Origin of the sequence: Suicoccus acidiformans (genome assembly GCF_003546865.1) — a bacterium.
Classification (GTDB): Bacteria; Bacillota; Bacilli; order Lactobacillales; family Aerococcaceae; genus Suicoccus; species Suicoccus acidiformans.
In genome coordinates this window covers 1504438-1519943 of record NZ_CP023434.1, presented here as the reverse complement: position 1 = coordinate 1519943, position 15506 = coordinate 1504438, and the positions used below count along the sequence as shown (strand labels likewise).

The window sequence follows — 15506 nt, the reverse complement described above, 5'->3', positions numbered from 1 at the left end:
ATCTATGAAAGTTATACCAGCAATTGATTTAATTGACGGAGCGAGCGTGCGCCTGAGCCAGGGTGACTATGATGAGAAGATTATGATGCCCAAGACACCTCAAGAAGCTGTGGCCTATTATAGCCAATTTGCGCAAGTCGGACGCATTCACGTCGTCGACTTGATGGGGGCCTTAGAACAAGAAGTTCGCGAGCAGAATGTAATTGCCGAGTTGAAGCAGCTGACCGATCTGTCTTTGCAGATTGGTGGGGGCTTACGGGACGAGGCGACCTTGGATGCCTATGATGAGCTGGGGATTGATTACTTTATATTAGGCAGTCGGGCGATTCAAGATTTGGCTTGGCTCAAGGAGATGGTAGCAAAGTATCCTGGGCGGATTTTTGTCGGGATGGATGCCCGGGGTGAGGAATTATATGTGAATGGCTGGACCGAGGCGAGTGGCTGGCAAATGGATGATTATTTGGCGGCTATTGAGCCTTTAGATTTAGCCGGAATTATTTATACGGATATTGCTCGTGACGGTATGGAGCAAGGGCCGAATGTGGAGCGGACAGGGCAGCTACAAGCGTCTACCCGCCATAAAGTTGTAGCCAGCGGTGGTGTGCGCGGTCAAGTAGATTTAACGGCCTTGGAAGCCGTAGGAGTAAGTGAAGCAATTGTGGGCAAGGCGGCCCAATCGGATGAATTTTGGGAGGGATTAGAGTGAAACGCAAGATTATTCCATGTTTAGATACCCGGGACGGCCAATTGGTCAAAGGGGTGAACTTCGTCGACATTAAAGAACTGGGCACACCGGTAGATTATGCGGTGAAGTACGACCAGGACGGGGCGGATGAATTAGTCCTCTTGGACATAACTAAGACAGAGGCCGGCCATGCTCTGCGCTTGGAGATGATTCAAGAGGTGGCCCAAGCGATTGCGATTCCATTAACGGTTGGTGGCGGCATCGGCAGTCTCGAAGAGATTGAAGCAACCTTAGGAGCAGGGGCTGCGAAAGTGTCCATTAGTTCAGCTGCCTTAAGTCGTCCGGAATTTATTAATGAAGCCGTGGCGCGTTTCGGCTCTGAGAAGATTGTGGTTGCTGTTGACATGGGCTTGGACGACGGCCAGCACTATGTATATAGCCACGGTGGCCAGCAAAAAGAAGACCGCTTGGCTTTGGACTGGGTGGAAGAAGTAGTTGAACGCGGGGCAGGTGAACTGTTGATTACAAGTGTCAACCATGATGGCGCCAAACAAGGTTTTGATCTGCCTTTTCTTAGCCAAGCCAAAGAGCGGGTGGAAGTGCCGATTATTGCCAGTGGCGGGGCCGGCTCCATCGAGGATTTCGTGGAATTATTCCAGAGGACTACGGTTGAAAGTGGCTTAGCCGCCAGTATTTTCCACTATGGGGAAGTGGCGATTCCTGAATTGAAGGCCCGTTTGCAAGCAGAAGGGATTGAAGTAAATGACTGAGCAAATAGATTTTGCTAAGAATGATGGTCTGGTGCCGGCTATTCTGCAGGATGTGCGGACTGGCCAAGTCTTAATGCTAGGTTATATGAATGAGGAAGCCTATCAGCGGACCCGCGAGGAAAAGGTGGCTTGGTTCTATTCGCGTTCTAAAGGTCGTCTATGGATGAAAGGCGAGGAAAGTGGCAATATTCAACGAGTCAAAGAGATTCGCTTGGATTGTGACCAGGACACCCTCTTGGTGCTAGTCGACCCGGCAGGGCCGACCTGTCACTTAGGCACACAGAGTTGCTTCGGCGACCGGACGTTTAACTTGGAAATGTTAGAGCAGACGGTGGCCAAGAAGGTCCGCAATCCCCAGCCTGGCTCCTACACAAATTATCTAGTCTCAGAAGGCCTGGACAAAATATTAAAAAAAGTAGGCGAAGAGGCTGCCGAAGTAATTATTGCCGCGAAGAATCAGGACCGGGAAGAATTAATTGCCGAAACGAGTGACTTCTTATATCACTTACTGGTCTTATTGAATCAACAAGATGTGTCCTTGGCCGATGTAAAGGCACAATTGGCTGAGCGTCACGGGGAAAAGCAAGTGTATTCCGTGCGCTCTGAAATCGAAGAATGGTAGGAGGATAACGCGATGAAGCTTTATGACCAACATTGCCACTCCAGTTTGTCCTTTGATAGCGAGGCGAATCCCTGGGATTACTTAAAGCACGGCATGGACACCTTCGTTCTGACAGATCATTTAGACTTGGCAAACCCAGTTACCGGCCAGGATGATATTCCTGACTTTGACCAATACCAAACTTGGCAGAAAGAAATTTATGAGCAAACCGGGGTAAAGATGTTACTCGGTGTGGAAGTAGGCTATGCGCCCGGACAGGCTGAGCGTTTAGCTGAGGTTCTAGCGCCTTATGACTTTGACGTGAAGTTATTGAGCTGCCACCACAATTTGCGCGAGGACTACATGGAGCCTGAATCCCCCGATACGCCCCAAGCACGGATGGATGCCTATGTGGCCCAGCTGTATGAGGCCGTGACGACCTTTGAGGGGGCGCAGGTGCTGACGCATTTCGATTATGGTTTTCGGATTCATCCGGAAGTGGGGTCGTCTTTATTGGAGGCACATTACCGGGACCAATTTGTGGCGATTTTCGAGGCGATGATTGCGCGCGAGCTGGCTTTTGAGTTAAATAGCAAGAGTATTCTTAAATATGACAAAAAGGCGCTGTATGAGTGGGCGATTCCTTTATACCAGGATTTGGGTGGGGAGTTGTTTAGTTTGGGTTCGGATTGTCATGTGGCTGAGGAGTGGATGAGTGGCTTTGCTGAGATGGGTGCTTTGTTGGAGCGCTTTGGTGTGCGGGAGGTGGCTTTGTTTGAGCAGGGTCAGGTGAATTTGGTGAGTGTGTCTTAGTTAGTATTGGCTTTGTAGTCCGGGGTTTGTGCAGTGGGTTTGTGCATGGCAATCATTCCCGAAAAATCGCGCAATTTTTTCGGGAATGATTTCGGTGCTGATGGTCAAACACCCCCACTCCCTTTGGGAGGGGTGGAGGGTTGGTGCGGGATGAGGTTTGTGCAGGGAATGAGTCTCTGCGAGATTGTGTGTTTTTGCTGCAGGGACCGCCTTCCAGCTGGCTTTGCCGAGCTTTCATGCTTGTCTGGCTATGCCTAGCCTCTGTCACTCCACTTCGTTACGCATGTAAGTCTGTAAGTTGCTGAAGCAACAACAGTCTCTTCAGCTTCACTCTGAGGCTAGGCGATACGCCCGTTATCCTACTGGTGCGGATTATCGTTTTCTAATAGTATTGTGGGCAGGTATTGTTACGCGCCCTCGATAAATATTAGCCACGGCTGTGCCGTGGTTTTTTGGGTTTCACTTGAGTTGTCTAGTCGGTAAATTTGGGGTTCTCTGGTACAATGGGAGTGAGATGGAAGCGGATTAATAGATAGATGGGATGGTGAATCTGATGGAATATTTACAAATTTTCGTCAAAATTGTATTGGTGGGGATTACGGGTTTTCTGGTGATTCGGTTGTTGGGTAAGAAGTCGCGGTCTGAGTTGACGCCGTTTGATATTCTTTATGTGATGGTTCTGGGGGATTTGATGACGGATGCGATTTATGATGATGGGATTAGTGTGTGGAAGAATGTTTTTGGGACGGTGGCTTGGGCGGTGTTGATTTTTGCGATGCAGAAGGTGATTGAAGAGTCGAATAATGTAAGTTTGTGGGTTGAGGGGACGCCTTCGATGTTGGTTGTTGATGGGAGGATTAATCGGGCGGCCTTGAATTATAATCAGTTGAAGACTGAGCAGTTGCGGAAATTGTTGCGTTCGCAAGGTTATTATGGGCTGGCGAATGTGGCTTATGCAATCTTAGAGGTGGATGGGCAGTTGACGGTGGTGCCTAAGGATCGCCAGGATGAGTTTACGGTGTTGGTGATTGATGATGGGCATATTGAGTTGGATGTGCTGGAGGGGACGGTTGGTAAGCCGAAGCAGTGGTTGGAGCATGAGGTTAAGGCGCGAGGTCTGCGGGTTCAGGATGTCTTTTATGGGGAGTTGAGTTATGGCGGTGAATTGACTTTGGTGACGTATGATGATTTACTGGATGAGCAGGGCTTGCGGATTGATGAGTAGGGGGCTAGGATGAAGGCGTTGATTGTGGGCGGTTCGTTGGCAGGATTGAGTACGACGATTGCTTTAAATGAGGTCGGTGTAGAAGTTGAACTTTGGGAGAAAAAGGCGCGGACGCCGGATATCGGATACGGCCGGTGGCTTAGGTGCTCAGACGATTCAAGCAACAGATAATGCGATTGCTAAGAAGCTCAAACATTTAATTCAAACAGAAGCCAATCCGGCCCGGGTCTCTTATGGGCACATTTTTCGCCGTTAGGAAGATATTTACCAGACGTATCGCTCATACTTAGAAGAAGAAACCGATATGGTGCTTTATTTCGATTGCCGAGTGATGGCTGCGGGGCAAACTCCGGCGGGGGCTTATCTTGAAGTTGGCACAGAGCGTATTGCCGGGGATTTGTTAATTGGGCTGATGGGCATCGGTCGCTTGTTCGGGCTTTGGCAAATCCAGATAAACCTGATGCGACGTATGCGGGTCACCTCGATTGGGGCGGCCAGGTGCTGGAAGCTGATTTGCCAGCTGCTGCGCAGGGCTTGAAGGTGGAAATTGGTTATGAATATGTTATAGATGGTCCAGGCAAGATATTGATTGGTTTTGTCGTGCTGGGTCCTGATGGCAGTGATAAGCCGGAGGAGCGGACGGTGATGTTTGGCCAATATGATGCTCGCTCCAATGCGATTGCCCGATGAATCGGTGCCTTAAAGGGTACGAAGGCGATGCATTCGATTGCCGACAGTGCTTTAACGGAGGCAAAGATTGCAAGTCTAATCGAAAGAGCGCATGCCTATCCTTGGCCGGAGCCTTTCCAGTCGGCGATGTTATTAGCCTTTGAAAGGCGTGATTTCAATGGAATTCTCCTCAAGGAGTATGTACCGGAGGGCTTAGTCAATGGGCGCATGGCCTTGGTGGGCGATGCAGTGCATTTAGCAACGTCGTGGACGGGTATGGGCTTTAATGCAGCCTCGCAGGATGTGTTGATTCTGGCTGAGAAGTTGGCCGCGGGAGACTTGGCGATGAGTGGAGTACTAGGGCAGCTACTGGCTTATGAGGCTGAACGTTTGGTGAAGGTTCGGGCTTTAGTGCAAGGTGGACAGCGGTTTACTTGGGAATTTCGGGAGGAGTAAGATGATTCAAACGATTTTATTCGATATGGATGGTTTATTGTTCGACACTGAGAAGTTGTACGCGCGGGCAATGAAGCAAGCATTTGTAGACCAGGGGGTTCATTTTTCCTTGGACGATTACCGAATGTTTCTCGGCATGAGCGATGCGGATACGCTGCAGGTCATTGAGGAGAACTATGGCAGTCGCTCCCTTGCTGAAAGCGTGATGCATGATTTTGTCGAGAATTTCGAGCGGTTCATTGCAACAGGTGAACTCGAAATGAAAAAAGGCGCCAAGTCTTTGCTTGAAGCCCTAGATCAAAAAGAAATGATGGCTTACATTGTCTCGTCGAGTACTGCTGAGAGGATTGAGCAGCACCTGCAAGACCATGGTATTCGGCATTTCTTCAAAGGGGTGATGAGTGGGGACGAGGTGGAACATTCGAAACCGGCGCCTGATATTTACCAAAAAGCGTTGGCGGACTTTAACTTGAACCCTAGCCAAGTGATGGTTTTAGAGGATTCACTCAATGGGGTGCGCTCTGCAATCGATGCGGGCTTAAAGGTAGTGATGGTGCCTGATTTGGTTCAACCGAGCGAGGAACTGGAAGCGGAGTTGTACGGTCAAGCCAAGGATTTATTCGAAGTGAAAGCCAAATGGGTGAATTAAGTTGACCTTCTTTTTGTCTGAAAAAAAGACAATGAAAACGTGGTCAAATCTATTAAATGTAATATGATATAAATGACAATAAATGAAAGGGGTAGTAATATGGAAGCAATTTTCTTAGAGCCTGTGTTGCAAGAGAAAATTTGGGGAGGCAAGAAGTTAAGTACGGAGTTTCATTTAGATATTCCAAGTGATAAGACCGGGGAAGCTTGGGTGATTAGTGCGCATCCAAATGGGCCATCAGTGGTAAAGCGTCCTGAGGCTTATGCCGGGCAAACCTTGGCGGAGTTGTATGAGCGGGAGCCACAACTATTCGGGCCAAATCATCCGGAGCCATTCCCTTTATTGGTGAAGATTTTAGATGCGAATGATAATTTATCGGTGCAAGTGCATCCGGATGATGCTTATGCTCAAGCGCACGAAGGACCAAATGAGTTAGGCAAGACGGAGTGTTGGTATATTCTTTCAGCAGAAGAAGGGGCCAAAATTATTTACGGCCATAACGCTTCTACCAAGGAGGAATTTGAGGCTTATGTCGAAAAAGGTGATTTCGACGGGTTATTTAGAGAGGTTGAAGTCAAAGCGGGTGAATTCTATGATGTGCCTGCGGGAACCATTCACGCGATTGGTGCAGGTATTACGATTCTTGAGACCCAACAAAGTTCGGACACTACTTACCGGGTGTTTGATTACAATCGGAAGGATGACTCAGGTAAGGAACGGGAGTTGCATTTACAGCAATCGATTGATGTCTCATTAATTCCTCACCAAGATAGTGAGCATACGAAGCGTGACCTGAAGGTCAAGGCTAATGAATTAACGGAATTAGTCGCCAATGATTATTTTGTTGTGTATAAGTTAGATGTTACAGTTGAACAGGCTTATGCATTTGAGGAAGATTATTATTTAGCTACCGTTGTTAAAGGGTCCGGAGAGGTGACTTTAGATCAGGAGACCTATCCATTAAAGATTGCGGATTCATTCATTCTTCCGTATGGGCCTAAAGACGTTACATTCTCAGGTGATATGGAATTAGTTATATCAAAGCCTGTATTTTAGTAAAGGTGGGAAGGATAGAATAATGAGAATTGAACATCATACTATCCAAATTTTGTCCTTTTTAATTAACAATACAACGGTATCGATTGAGGAATTAGCTGGGCATTTAAAGGTATCGACGAAGACGATTCAAAGATATTTACTAGAAGTCGAAAATTTGATTCGGGAATTATCTTTTGAAGTTGCTTTAATCAATGAGGGGAACGCTTTGAAATTAAGCGGGGACACCAATCGGCTGAAGTTAATTATCCAGAAATTAAACCAACTATCGGTTAATTATGAGAAGGATCGAGTGGCCTTTATTATCGGCACCCTGCTGAATGCCAAGCAGGCGATTACGATTGGAGAATTATCAGAGCGAATGCATGTGGCCCGTTCCACGGTTGAAAAAACGGTGACCCAAGCCCGGGAATTTATCGAGGACTATGAGGCGGAAATAATCGGTAGCAATCGCGGTCTCGTCTTGGAAGCGAGTGAAGAGTCCAAGCGGGAAATTCTGGCTAGTTTATTTCAACATTACTTGGCGGGCATGATTATCAATACCCATTCGGCGGAGAAGTTGCCCTTAAATATCTCCTTGAATATTCAAACCGATATGATGGTTGATAAGTATCTTATTGACGAAACGCAGCGAATCATCAATGAGTTCGTTTATGTGAATGATTTGGATGTAACAGATTACCAATATCAATCGGTGATTATCCATATATCCATTGCAATCGATCGGATTCTTAAAGAGCGATACATAGAAGAAGCGGAATTTAGCCAAGTGGTTGATAATCTTCTTACTCAGCAATTGGTAAAGATGCTTGAAAGTAAATTTAACGTCACGATTCCTAATCATGAGATTGCCTTCTTGAATATGCATGTGGAGGGTTTTACGAACAACGCTGCTAGCCACCGGGATGGTGAGATGATTCAGCACTTAGAATACAGTGACATCATCCAGAATGCGATTGATAAGCATCTCCAAGTTCTAAAGCCAGATGAAATATTGAAGCAGGATTTAGCGGTCCACTTAAATACTTCCCTCAAGAGATTAAAGCAGAACATTACCATCAAAAATCCGTATAAAGAAAAAATCAAAGCGGATTATAGCACTGCCTTTAATAATGCGGTTGAAATTGCCCTGGATATTTCGCAAGAAGCGCAGGTAATTATTAATTCTGACGAAATTTCATACATAGCCATCCATATTCAAAGTTTCTTGGAAAGAAAAGATGAGGAAAAGATTGAGGTAATTCTCGTCTGTGCCAGTGGCTATGGCACCGTCAGGCTCTTAGAACAGCGCCTGAAACAACAATTTGGGGAGTATATCCAAATCAAAGAGACGGTTGGTCTCAGAGAGTTGGAGCTCATCGATGGTGATAATCAATTAATTATTAGTACGATTCCAATTGAATCAGACCGGGATAATATTATTACGGTGAGCCCTTTGTTAACCAATCACGATCGTTATCTACTTTCAAACTTTATCGAAAAGCAGGCCTTACAGATTAATGAATTGCAGAAATTATTGGTGAGTGATCTAGTTTTCGTCTCAGAACGGCGCAATGATAATCGAAGGTCCGTATTAACCAACTTAGTCACTCACCTTATTTATAGGGGTTATGCGAAGGTTGGCTTACTCGAAAGTGCGCTGCAACGCGAAGAAATTGCTTCAACAGCTTTCCATTTCTTCGCTTTGCCGCATGGTGAAGTGGAGTATATAGAGAAATCCGTGATGGCCGTCTACTATAACCCTCATGGCATTCAATGGGGCGACCAAATTATCAAGATTGTCTTCTTTATGGCCTTTAATCCGTATGATGACTTCAAAGTTGATCGGTTCTATAAGGAATTTAATGAGCTCATTTCAAGACAGAGCTTCTTAGAAAAATTGAATGAAATTAAAGACAGGGAGCAATTATTCGCCTTCCTGAGAGATGATTGGAGAGATTAATATGACACAGAAAGTATTAGCCATTACGGCGTGTCCAGTGGGCGTTGCCCATACTTATATGGCTGCTGAAAATTTAGAAAAAACCGGCAAAGAGATGGGGATAGACATCAAAGTTGAAACCCACGGTTCGATTGGGATTGAGAACCCTTTTACAGCCGATGATATTCAGCAGGCAGATGGCATCATTATTGCTTCAGATAAGGACATTGATAAAAGTCGCTTCGCAGGCAAGCGTATTATTGAGGTGCCTGTAAGAGATGGGATTGACCGCCCTCAAGAACTTATCCAAAGTATTCTGGACGGTCAAGGCAAAATTTTTGGTGGAGCCAAACAGGCCACTAGTTCCGCTAGTGATGAAGGCGGTAATCCGATTTACCGTGCCTTGATGAACGGTGTTTCTTATATGGTTCCGTTTGTTGTTACCGGAGGTTTACTCATTGCGGTAGCTCTATCGATTGGTGGGGAACCAACGTCCACTGGCTTTGTAATTCCTGAAGGGACCTTCTGGAGCAATATGAATGCCATTGGTGGCGCAGCAATGGGCTTTATGATTCCTATCTTAGCAGGATATATCGCCTATGCGATTGCGGATCGACCAGGGCTTGTGCCAGGTATGGTAGGTGGCTTTATCGCAGCGAACGGTTCCTTCTATGGCTCTGAAGCCAATACCGGTTTCATTGGTGGGATTATTGCCGGGTTCTTAGCTGGTTACATTGCTAAAGCCATCAAAAGCATTAAAGTGCCTAAAGCACTCAATTCAATTATGCCTATTATCATTATTCCAGTTCTATCCTCATTAATTGTTGGCTTATTATTCATCTATTTAATCGGCCAACCGGTGGCAGCATTATTCTCAGGCCTCACTTCATGGCTGGCAGGAATGCAAGGAGCCAACTCAGTTGTTCTAGCAACTATCATAGGTGCAATGATTTCATTTGATATGGGTGGGCCTTTCAACAAGACAGCCTTCCTCTTCGGTTCGGGATTAATTTCTGAAGGGGTATACAGTGTAATGGGAGCTGTTGCGGTAGCCGTCTGTATTCCACCGATTGCTATTGGAATTGCTTCACATGTCTTCAAAAACAAATTCTCCGAAGCGGATCGTCAAGCAGGAACAGCGGCAGTTATTATGGGCTTCTTTGGTATTACTGAAGGTGCGATTCCTTTCGCGGCGAAGAACCCAGCTCGCGTTATCCCAGCTATTATGGGTGGAGCCATTGTCGGTTCGATTGTCGCCATGCTTTCTGGTGTCGGTGGACACGTTGCCCATGGTGGACCGATTGTTGCCTTGTTAGGGGCAGTGGACAATGTTATGATGTATTTCCTAGCTGTTCTCTTAGGTGTGATCGTCTCTGTTGTGCTAATTGGAATTCTAATGCCTAATTTAGATCTTGAAATTGAAGCAATCGAAGATCAAACCTTAGCAGAAGATATGTCAAATGATACAGAAGAAGTCCAAGCAGTTGGCGTGGTAAACGAAACGGACGTAGCACCAGAAGATGTTGCCTTAACTGATTTAATGACAGAAGATTTAATCATTATGAATTTACAAGCCGATGATAAATTCGCTGCTTTTGAAGAATACTTAGCTCTACCAGCCTTGGAAAATCGCTTAGGCGAAAGAGACCAAGTCCTTCAAGCAGTCAAAAAACGTGAATCCGAAGGTTCGACCGGTATGGGGGATGGGATTGCTATTCCGCATGCCAAGTCCAATCAAGTTATTGTACCGACGGTCCTTTTTGGTAAGTCAGATACAGGTATTGAGTGGGATAGTTTAGATGGGCAACCAGTTCATGTGAGCTTCTTAATTCTAGTGCCTGAGAAACATAAGGGCGATATGCATCTAAGAATTCTTCAATTACTTGCTAGAAAATTGATGGACGAAAACTTTACTACGTCCTTATTAAATGCTAGTACCCAAGAAGAGGTCTATGAAATTCTCAAAGAAGTGAAATAAACCTCAGGCGAAATAGCTATGAAATCCAGCGTAAGAAAGCATGCCCTTGAGGCATTAAGTGCATGAGTGCCAAGATCAAGCGCAAGGCCATTCATAGCGCCATATAAAAATCCGACTTAATCCTTGCTAAGGCAAGGATTAAGTCGGATTATTTTGATTGCCTTTTCGAAAAAATAGTTGGAAACTTTCTTCAATGGCTGAGAATTTCTCGCGGGCTAAATGCCTACGCATGGCGCGTAGGCAGGCTTTGCCGTCACTGATGACAAATTCGAGCGAATCATCTTCATCGGTATCAATGAAGAAGCCTCTGACATAGCGGCCGCCGAAGAATAATTGCACGCGAACTTGCTCAATGGATGTCCAAGGAATTTGGATAAAGCCTGTACCTGATTTCGCCATAAATTCAATCCCTTTGTCCCCAACAAGGAAGATTCCCGCTTTGGGGATGAGAGGATTGTAGAAGGAGTTGGCACGGATCATATATTCTACTTGGGAATTCAGTTGTTCAGTCATCTTAACCCATAATACCTAAAGCATACATGGCGATACCCAGGATAAATATTTTGAAAATAATCTTAATGGCACTCACGTTCTTACGTAATAAGTAGATACATAAGAAAGTTAAGAGGAGGGGCATTAAACTGGGTAGCAATTGATCCAAGACATTCTGGGGGGTTTGGATGTTTATGCCAGTGACGCTTAAGTCGTCTTGAATTTGTAAGGTAATCTCTTACAACTTATCAACGGTAATGGTGTTACTGTTAGCTTGTTCAGCTAAGCTTGCGTAATCAACGGTTGCTTCTGGGCCTGCTTCAATGGTTGATAAGACAACTGGGAAGTTCATGGTCGTCCAGCGAGGTACGAGAACCCCCTGATATACATACCGAGAATGGACGCAATGCTTGTTACTTTCTGTAAGATACCGCTACCTAAGTCATTCGTAATTTGTGCACCAGATCGGTAGCCTAATTCTTGGGCATACCAAGTAAAGGCAATCCGAATAATATGCCAGGCGAGGAAGAAGATAATCGGTCCCATGGCTGAGCCGGAAAGGGCGAGGGAGGCAGCGAAGACACCAATTACGGGCCGTAAAGTTCCCCAGAAAATCGGGTCACCAACCGCGGCAAGCGGTTCCATCATACCGATTTTAACCCCTAGAATGGTTTCGCCGGAAATATCGGTGCCGTTGGCTTTTTCTTCTTCGAGGGCTAGAACAACTCCGTTAATTGACCGTAGATGTAAGGACAAGTGTTGACAAATTCCAAATGACGTTTCAAGGCTGCGCTTCGTTCTTCTTTTGTTTGGTATAGTTTGCGGATGACGGGTGCCATTTGGAAGGCAAAGCCCACATTGTGCATCCGTTCATAGTTACAGTTGGCCTTCATAAATTGCCGGTGCCATGCAACATTCATCCGGTCTCGCTTGCTGAGTTCGATTCCTTTGCCGTTTGGCATGTTTGCTTCTGTTTTGTTCACTTCAGTCATGATGTGCTCCTTTCTAGTAGTCTTCAAAGATGTCGGCGAGGGCACCTTTGCTTGGCGATCAGCGAAGTGACCTAAACTGGCAGCAAGTGTCCGGCCGAAGATAGTGAGCACTTGGCCTGCGATTGCTAGTGAAATCTCAATGGCGATAGCCGTTGACGCTTCAGCCCCTTGAGCTAGTGTTAGAATTGCGGCTACGGCACCTGCGATTGCCACATCCGGTGCCATCGCTGCCCCAACGTTCATCCAATCTAATGATACCAATTGTAAGCTACCGCCTATATAAAGGCCGGTTGCTAAATCTCCTGTAATAAGTCCAATGAGCGAACAAGTAATAATGGGTTGGTGAAGTTGAAATTCATCTAGCACACTTTCAAAGCCAGCAAATAAACCCACAAGCAAAATCAAAATAATTTGTATTACGGACCAATCAGCCATTATTAAACCTCCTTCGTTAAATTAAATTGTCTTTCTTCAATAAATGCTCTAGGTTTTCTGGCGAGTCGTCTAAAGCCTTACGCATATCGAATTTGACACCACGGTCTTGAATTCCTTTGAGTGTCTGAATGTCATCTTGGTCAACCGAGATAGCCCGTGAAACCATGGTCTTACCTTCCGTATGAGCCATTGAGCCTAGGTTTACCGCATCAAACTGTACGCCAGTATCCGGTTTCCAATCCATTGTACGATGAGGCTTTGGCTTTCGCAGAAATCATTCAGATGGGTGACCAGGAAACCTGTGATGTTTTAACTGACTTAATTCAGCGCGTGAATAAAGTCTTAAGCCAACTGAGTCAACTTGCATAAGATCTGCGAAAGAAAAGCTAGCTTCTGGCAGCTTTTTTGTAGCCATAAAATGAGTTTTATACTATAATTTATTTAGGTTGACCTAATAAAACTGCTATCTCTTGCATTTCTAACATAGGTGAGGTATGATAGCGTTGTAGGTTAGAATTATTATAAATAAGGAGGTCATTGTATGTCAATGATTGGAAAAGCTGTTGAGGAATTTACGGCCAATGCATATCACGGTGGTGAGTTTATCGAGGTGTCAAATGAGGATTTGAAAGGGCAGTGGAGTATTTTTGTCTTTTATCCTGCTGATTTCTCATTTGTGTGTCCGACAGAATTAGAAGATGTCCAAAGCTATTACGCTGAGTTGAAAGATTTAGGGGCAGAGGTCTATTCTGTGTCGACGGATACGCATTTCGTGCACAAAGCTTGGCATGATCACTCTGATGCAATTAATAAGCTTGAATATATCATGATTGGTGACCCAAGTGCGAAGATTTCGCGGATGTTTGATGTCTTCGATGAGGAAGAAGGTCTAGCTCAACGCGGCACTTTTATCATCGACCCTGACGGTGTGGTGCAAACAGTGGAAATTAATGCGGACGGAATCGGACGTGACGCAGCAACCTTGCTTCCGAAATTGAAGGCAGCTCAATATGTTCGCGAGCATCCAGATGAAGTGTGCCCTGCTAAATGGGAAGAAAATGCCGCAACCTTGACCCCAGGTATTGATTTAGTAGGTAAGATCTAATGGCACTAGATCAAGAATTAAAAGCCCAACTGAAACAATACTTTGCCTTACTCGAAGGCCCCGTAGTCTTCGGTCTTTCAACCGACGACAGCGAAGATTCACAAAAAGTCGCCGACTTCGTCCATGAAGTAGCACAGATGAGCGACCAATTAAGCGTTGTTGAGAAAGAACTTCCCTTGAAACCAAGCTTTGCAGTGGATACACCAGACGAAGAGACAGGTATTGTCTTTGCGGGGCTGCCCCTCGGACATGAGTTCTCGTCCTTAGTACTGGCGATTCTACAAGTAAGCGGTCGGGCACCGAAGATTTCAGATGAATTGAAAGCACAAATTCAAGGCATTCAGCAGGAGCTCCATTTCGTCACTTATGTGAGTTTAACGTGTCAGAATTGCCCGGACGTTGTGCAGAACTTAAATATTATGGCGCGGTTGAATCCGAACATTCATCATACGATGGTGGAAGGCGGCATGTTCCGTTCGGAAGTTGAAGCGCGTAATATTCTTGCGGTACCAACGATTTACTTGAATGATGAAGAATTCGCAAGTGGGCGGATTTCTATCGAAAAGATTCTCGAAAACTTAGGCGAAGAAGTCGCTAAAGCCGACTTATCTGAGAAAGGTACCTTCGATGTCTTAGTGGTCGGTGGAGGTCCAGCTGGTGCAGCTGCGGCGGTATATGCGGCCCGTAAAGGCATTGAGGTTGGCTTAGTCGCAGATGAATTTGGTGGACAAGTATTGGATACGTTAGGTATCGAGAACTTCATTGGTACTGAATATATCGAAGGACCACAATTGATGGCAAATATGCGCCGTCATGTAGAGTCGTACAAGGTGGATATTATCGAACATCAGCGTGTAGCCAATGTTGAACGTGAAGACAGCGCATTGACCTTAACGATGGAAGACGGTCAAAGCCTCACAGCCAAAACCGCTGTGCTAGCTACAGGGGCGCGTTGGCGTGCGATTAATGTGCCAGGTGAGCAGGAATTCAAGAATAAAGGGATTTCCTACTGTACCCACTGTGATGGTCCCCTATACAAGGACAAAGTTGTGGCTATCATTGGTGGCGGTAACTCTGGAATTGAAGCAGCCTTAGATATGGCAGGTTTAGCCAAAGAGGTCATTGTCTTGGAATTCTTGGATACCTTGAAAGCTGACCAAGTCCTACAAGATCGCTTGAATGAACTGGATAATGTCCGTGTCGTTCTCAATGCTGATACGCAAGCCATTTTAGGCGACGGTCAAGTAGAGCAATTAGTCTACAAAGACCGCGAAAGTGGTGAGGAGCACACGTTAGATATTGGTGGATTGTTCATTCTGGTTGGCTTAGTGCCGAACAATGAATGGTTGCCGGAGACCATTGAACGCAATGGCCGCGGTGAAATCATTGTTGACGAACGCGGTGCAACGAGCTTGGAGGGTGTCTATGCAGCCGGAGACTGTACAGATCAAGTCTTCAAGCAGATTATTATCTCTTCTGGTTCAGGGGCTACCGCTGCGCTGGGAGCTTATGATTACTTATTGCGTCAAGGTTAAATGAATAGATTATCGATGGATTAACCTCAGAAATCTGGTTTAGTGCTGGATTTCTGGGGTTTTTTAGGGTGTGGGTTAGGATGATAGTGAAGAAGATGAAGCTTTATAGATGAGGCCGGACTGG

18 protein-coding genes and 2 pseudogenes are annotated in these 15506 nt (G+C 45.7%); 16 read left to right on the top strand and 4 right to left on the bottom strand.

What is annotated here, in order from left to right; translation table 11 throughout:
• Positions 1 to 4: 4 nt before the first annotated feature.
• From CL176_RS07195 to CL176_RS07140, 13 genes and pseudogenes are all read left to right on the top strand, one after another.
• Complete coding sequence (locus CL176_RS07195) at positions 5 to 706, top strand: HisA/HisF-related TIM barrel protein (RefSeq protein ID WP_118990687.1); 702 nt, start codon at positions 5 to 7, stop codon at positions 704 to 706.
• Positions 703 to 1455 carry an imidazole glycerol phosphate synthase subunit HisF gene (gene hisF / locus CL176_RS07190; RefSeq protein ID WP_118990686.1) on the top strand — a complete coding sequence of 251 codons (753 nt, stop codon included), beginning with the start codon at positions 703 to 705 and terminating at the stop codon, positions 1453 to 1455. The genes CL176_RS07195 and hisF overlap by 4 nt, the downstream gene beginning before the upstream one ends.
• Positions 1448 to 2077 carry a bifunctional phosphoribosyl-AMP cyclohydrolase/phosphoribosyl-ATP diphosphatase HisIE gene (hisIE, locus tag CL176_RS07185; protein ID WP_118990685.1) on the top strand — a complete coding sequence of 210 codons (630 nt, stop codon included), beginning with the start codon at positions 1448 to 1450 and terminating at the stop codon, positions 2075 to 2077. The genes hisF and hisIE overlap by 8 nt, the downstream gene beginning before the upstream one ends.
• Positions 2078 to 2089: 12 nt before the next feature.
• On the top strand, positions 2090 to 2869 hold the full coding sequence (locus CL176_RS07180) for a PHP domain-containing protein (protein WP_118990684.1): 780 nt from the start codon (positions 2090 to 2092) through the stop codon (positions 2867 to 2869).
• 553 nt (positions 2870 to 3422) lie between these two features.
• Positions 3423 to 4094, top strand: a complete 672-nt coding sequence (locus tag CL176_RS07175) for a DUF421 domain-containing protein (protein WP_162890885.1) — start codon at positions 3423 to 3425, stop codon at positions 4092 to 4094.
• Positions 4095 to 4103: 9 nt separating this feature from the next.
• Positions 4104 to 4163: pseudogene (locus tag CL176_RS13065) on the top strand (hypothetical protein); the annotation flags it as partial.
• 16 nt (positions 4164 to 4179) lie between these two features.
• Positions 4180 to 4350 carry a hypothetical protein gene (locus CL176_RS12715; protein ID WP_240430410.1) on the top strand — a complete coding sequence of 57 codons (171 nt, stop codon included), beginning with the start codon at positions 4180 to 4182 and terminating at the stop codon, positions 4348 to 4350.
• Between the two features lie 242 nt (positions 4351 to 4592).
• Positions 4593 to 4784, top strand: coding sequence for a hypothetical protein (locus CL176_RS07165; RefSeq protein WP_162890884.1), 192 nt, complete (start codon positions 4593 to 4595; stop codon positions 4782 to 4784).
• Between the two features lie 27 nt (positions 4785 to 4811).
• Positions 4812 to 5219, top strand: a complete 408-nt coding sequence (locus tag CL176_RS07160; RefSeq protein ID WP_118990680.1) for an FAD-dependent monooxygenase — start codon at positions 4812 to 4814, stop codon at positions 5217 to 5219.
• Between the two features lies 1 nt (position 5220).
• A complete protein-coding gene (locus CL176_RS07155) occupies positions 5221 to 5868 on the top strand; it encodes an HAD family hydrolase (RefSeq protein ID WP_118990679.1) in 648 nt (215 codons plus the stop codon).
• A gap of 99 nt (positions 5869 to 5967) precedes the next feature.
• Complete coding sequence (manA, locus tag CL176_RS07150; protein ID WP_118990678.1) at positions 5968 to 6924, top strand: mannose-6-phosphate isomerase, class I; 957 nt, start codon at positions 5968 to 5970, stop codon at positions 6922 to 6924.
• Positions 6925 to 6946: 22 nt separating this feature from the next.
• The gene (locus CL176_RS07145) at positions 6947 to 8866 is read left to right on the top strand and encodes a BglG family transcription antiterminator (protein WP_118990677.1); all 1920 of its coding nucleotides are present in this window, start codon (positions 6947 to 6949) and stop codon (positions 8864 to 8866) included.
• Between the two features lies 1 nt (position 8867).
• On the top strand, positions 8868 to 10823 hold the full coding sequence (locus tag CL176_RS07140; protein ID WP_118990676.1) for a fructose-specific PTS transporter subunit EIIC: 1956 nt from the start codon (positions 8868 to 8870) through the stop codon (positions 10821 to 10823).
• A gap of 138 nt (positions 10824 to 10961) precedes the next feature.
• Here the strand turns inward: CL176_RS07140 and CL176_RS07135 are convergent, their stop codons facing one another.
• From CL176_RS07135 to CL176_RS07120, 4 genes and pseudogenes are all read right to left on the bottom strand, one after another.
• Positions 10962 to 11336, bottom strand: coding sequence for a DUF956 family protein (locus tag CL176_RS07135; RefSeq protein ID WP_118990675.1), 375 nt, complete (start codon positions 11334 to 11336; stop codon positions 10962 to 10964).
• 1 nt (position 11337) lies between these two features.
• Positions 11338 to 11460 (bottom strand): PTS system mannose/fructose/sorbose family transporter subunit IID, encoded by a 123-nt coding sequence (locus CL176_RS13060; RefSeq protein ID WP_420824189.1) that lies wholly within the window; start codon positions 11458 to 11460, stop codon positions 11338 to 11340.
• Between the two features lie 203 nt (positions 11461 to 11663).
• Positions 11664 to 12742: pseudogene (locus CL176_RS13055) on the bottom strand (PTS system mannose/fructose/sorbose family transporter subunit IID).
• A gap of 16 nt (positions 12743 to 12758) precedes the next feature.
• On the bottom strand, positions 12759 to 12932 hold the full coding sequence (locus tag CL176_RS07120) for a PTS sugar transporter subunit IIB (RefSeq protein WP_240430408.1): 174 nt from the start codon (positions 12930 to 12932) through the stop codon (positions 12759 to 12761).
• Here CL176_RS07120 and CL176_RS12305 point away from each other — a divergent pair.
• The 3 genes from CL176_RS12305 to ahpF all read left to right on the top strand — a co-directional run bounded on the left by CL176_RS12305 (position 12932) and on the right by ahpF (position 15382).
• The gene (locus CL176_RS12305) at positions 12932 to 13111 is read left to right on the top strand and encodes a hypothetical protein (RefSeq protein WP_162890731.1); all 180 of its coding nucleotides are present in this window, start codon (positions 12932 to 12934) and stop codon (positions 13109 to 13111) included. The genes CL176_RS07120 and CL176_RS12305 overlap by 1 nt on opposite strands.
• 172 nt (positions 13112 to 13283) lie before the next feature.
• Positions 13284 to 13847, top strand: a complete 564-nt coding sequence (ahpC, locus tag CL176_RS07115; protein ID WP_118990673.1) for an alkyl hydroperoxide reductase subunit C — start codon at positions 13284 to 13286, stop codon at positions 13845 to 13847.
• A complete protein-coding gene (ahpF, locus tag CL176_RS07110) occupies positions 13847 to 15382 on the top strand; it encodes an alkyl hydroperoxide reductase subunit F (protein WP_118990672.1) in 1536 nt (511 codons plus the stop codon). Before ahpC ends, ahpF begins: the two co-directional genes overlap by 1 nt.
• Positions 15383 to 15506: the final 124 nt, after the last annotated feature.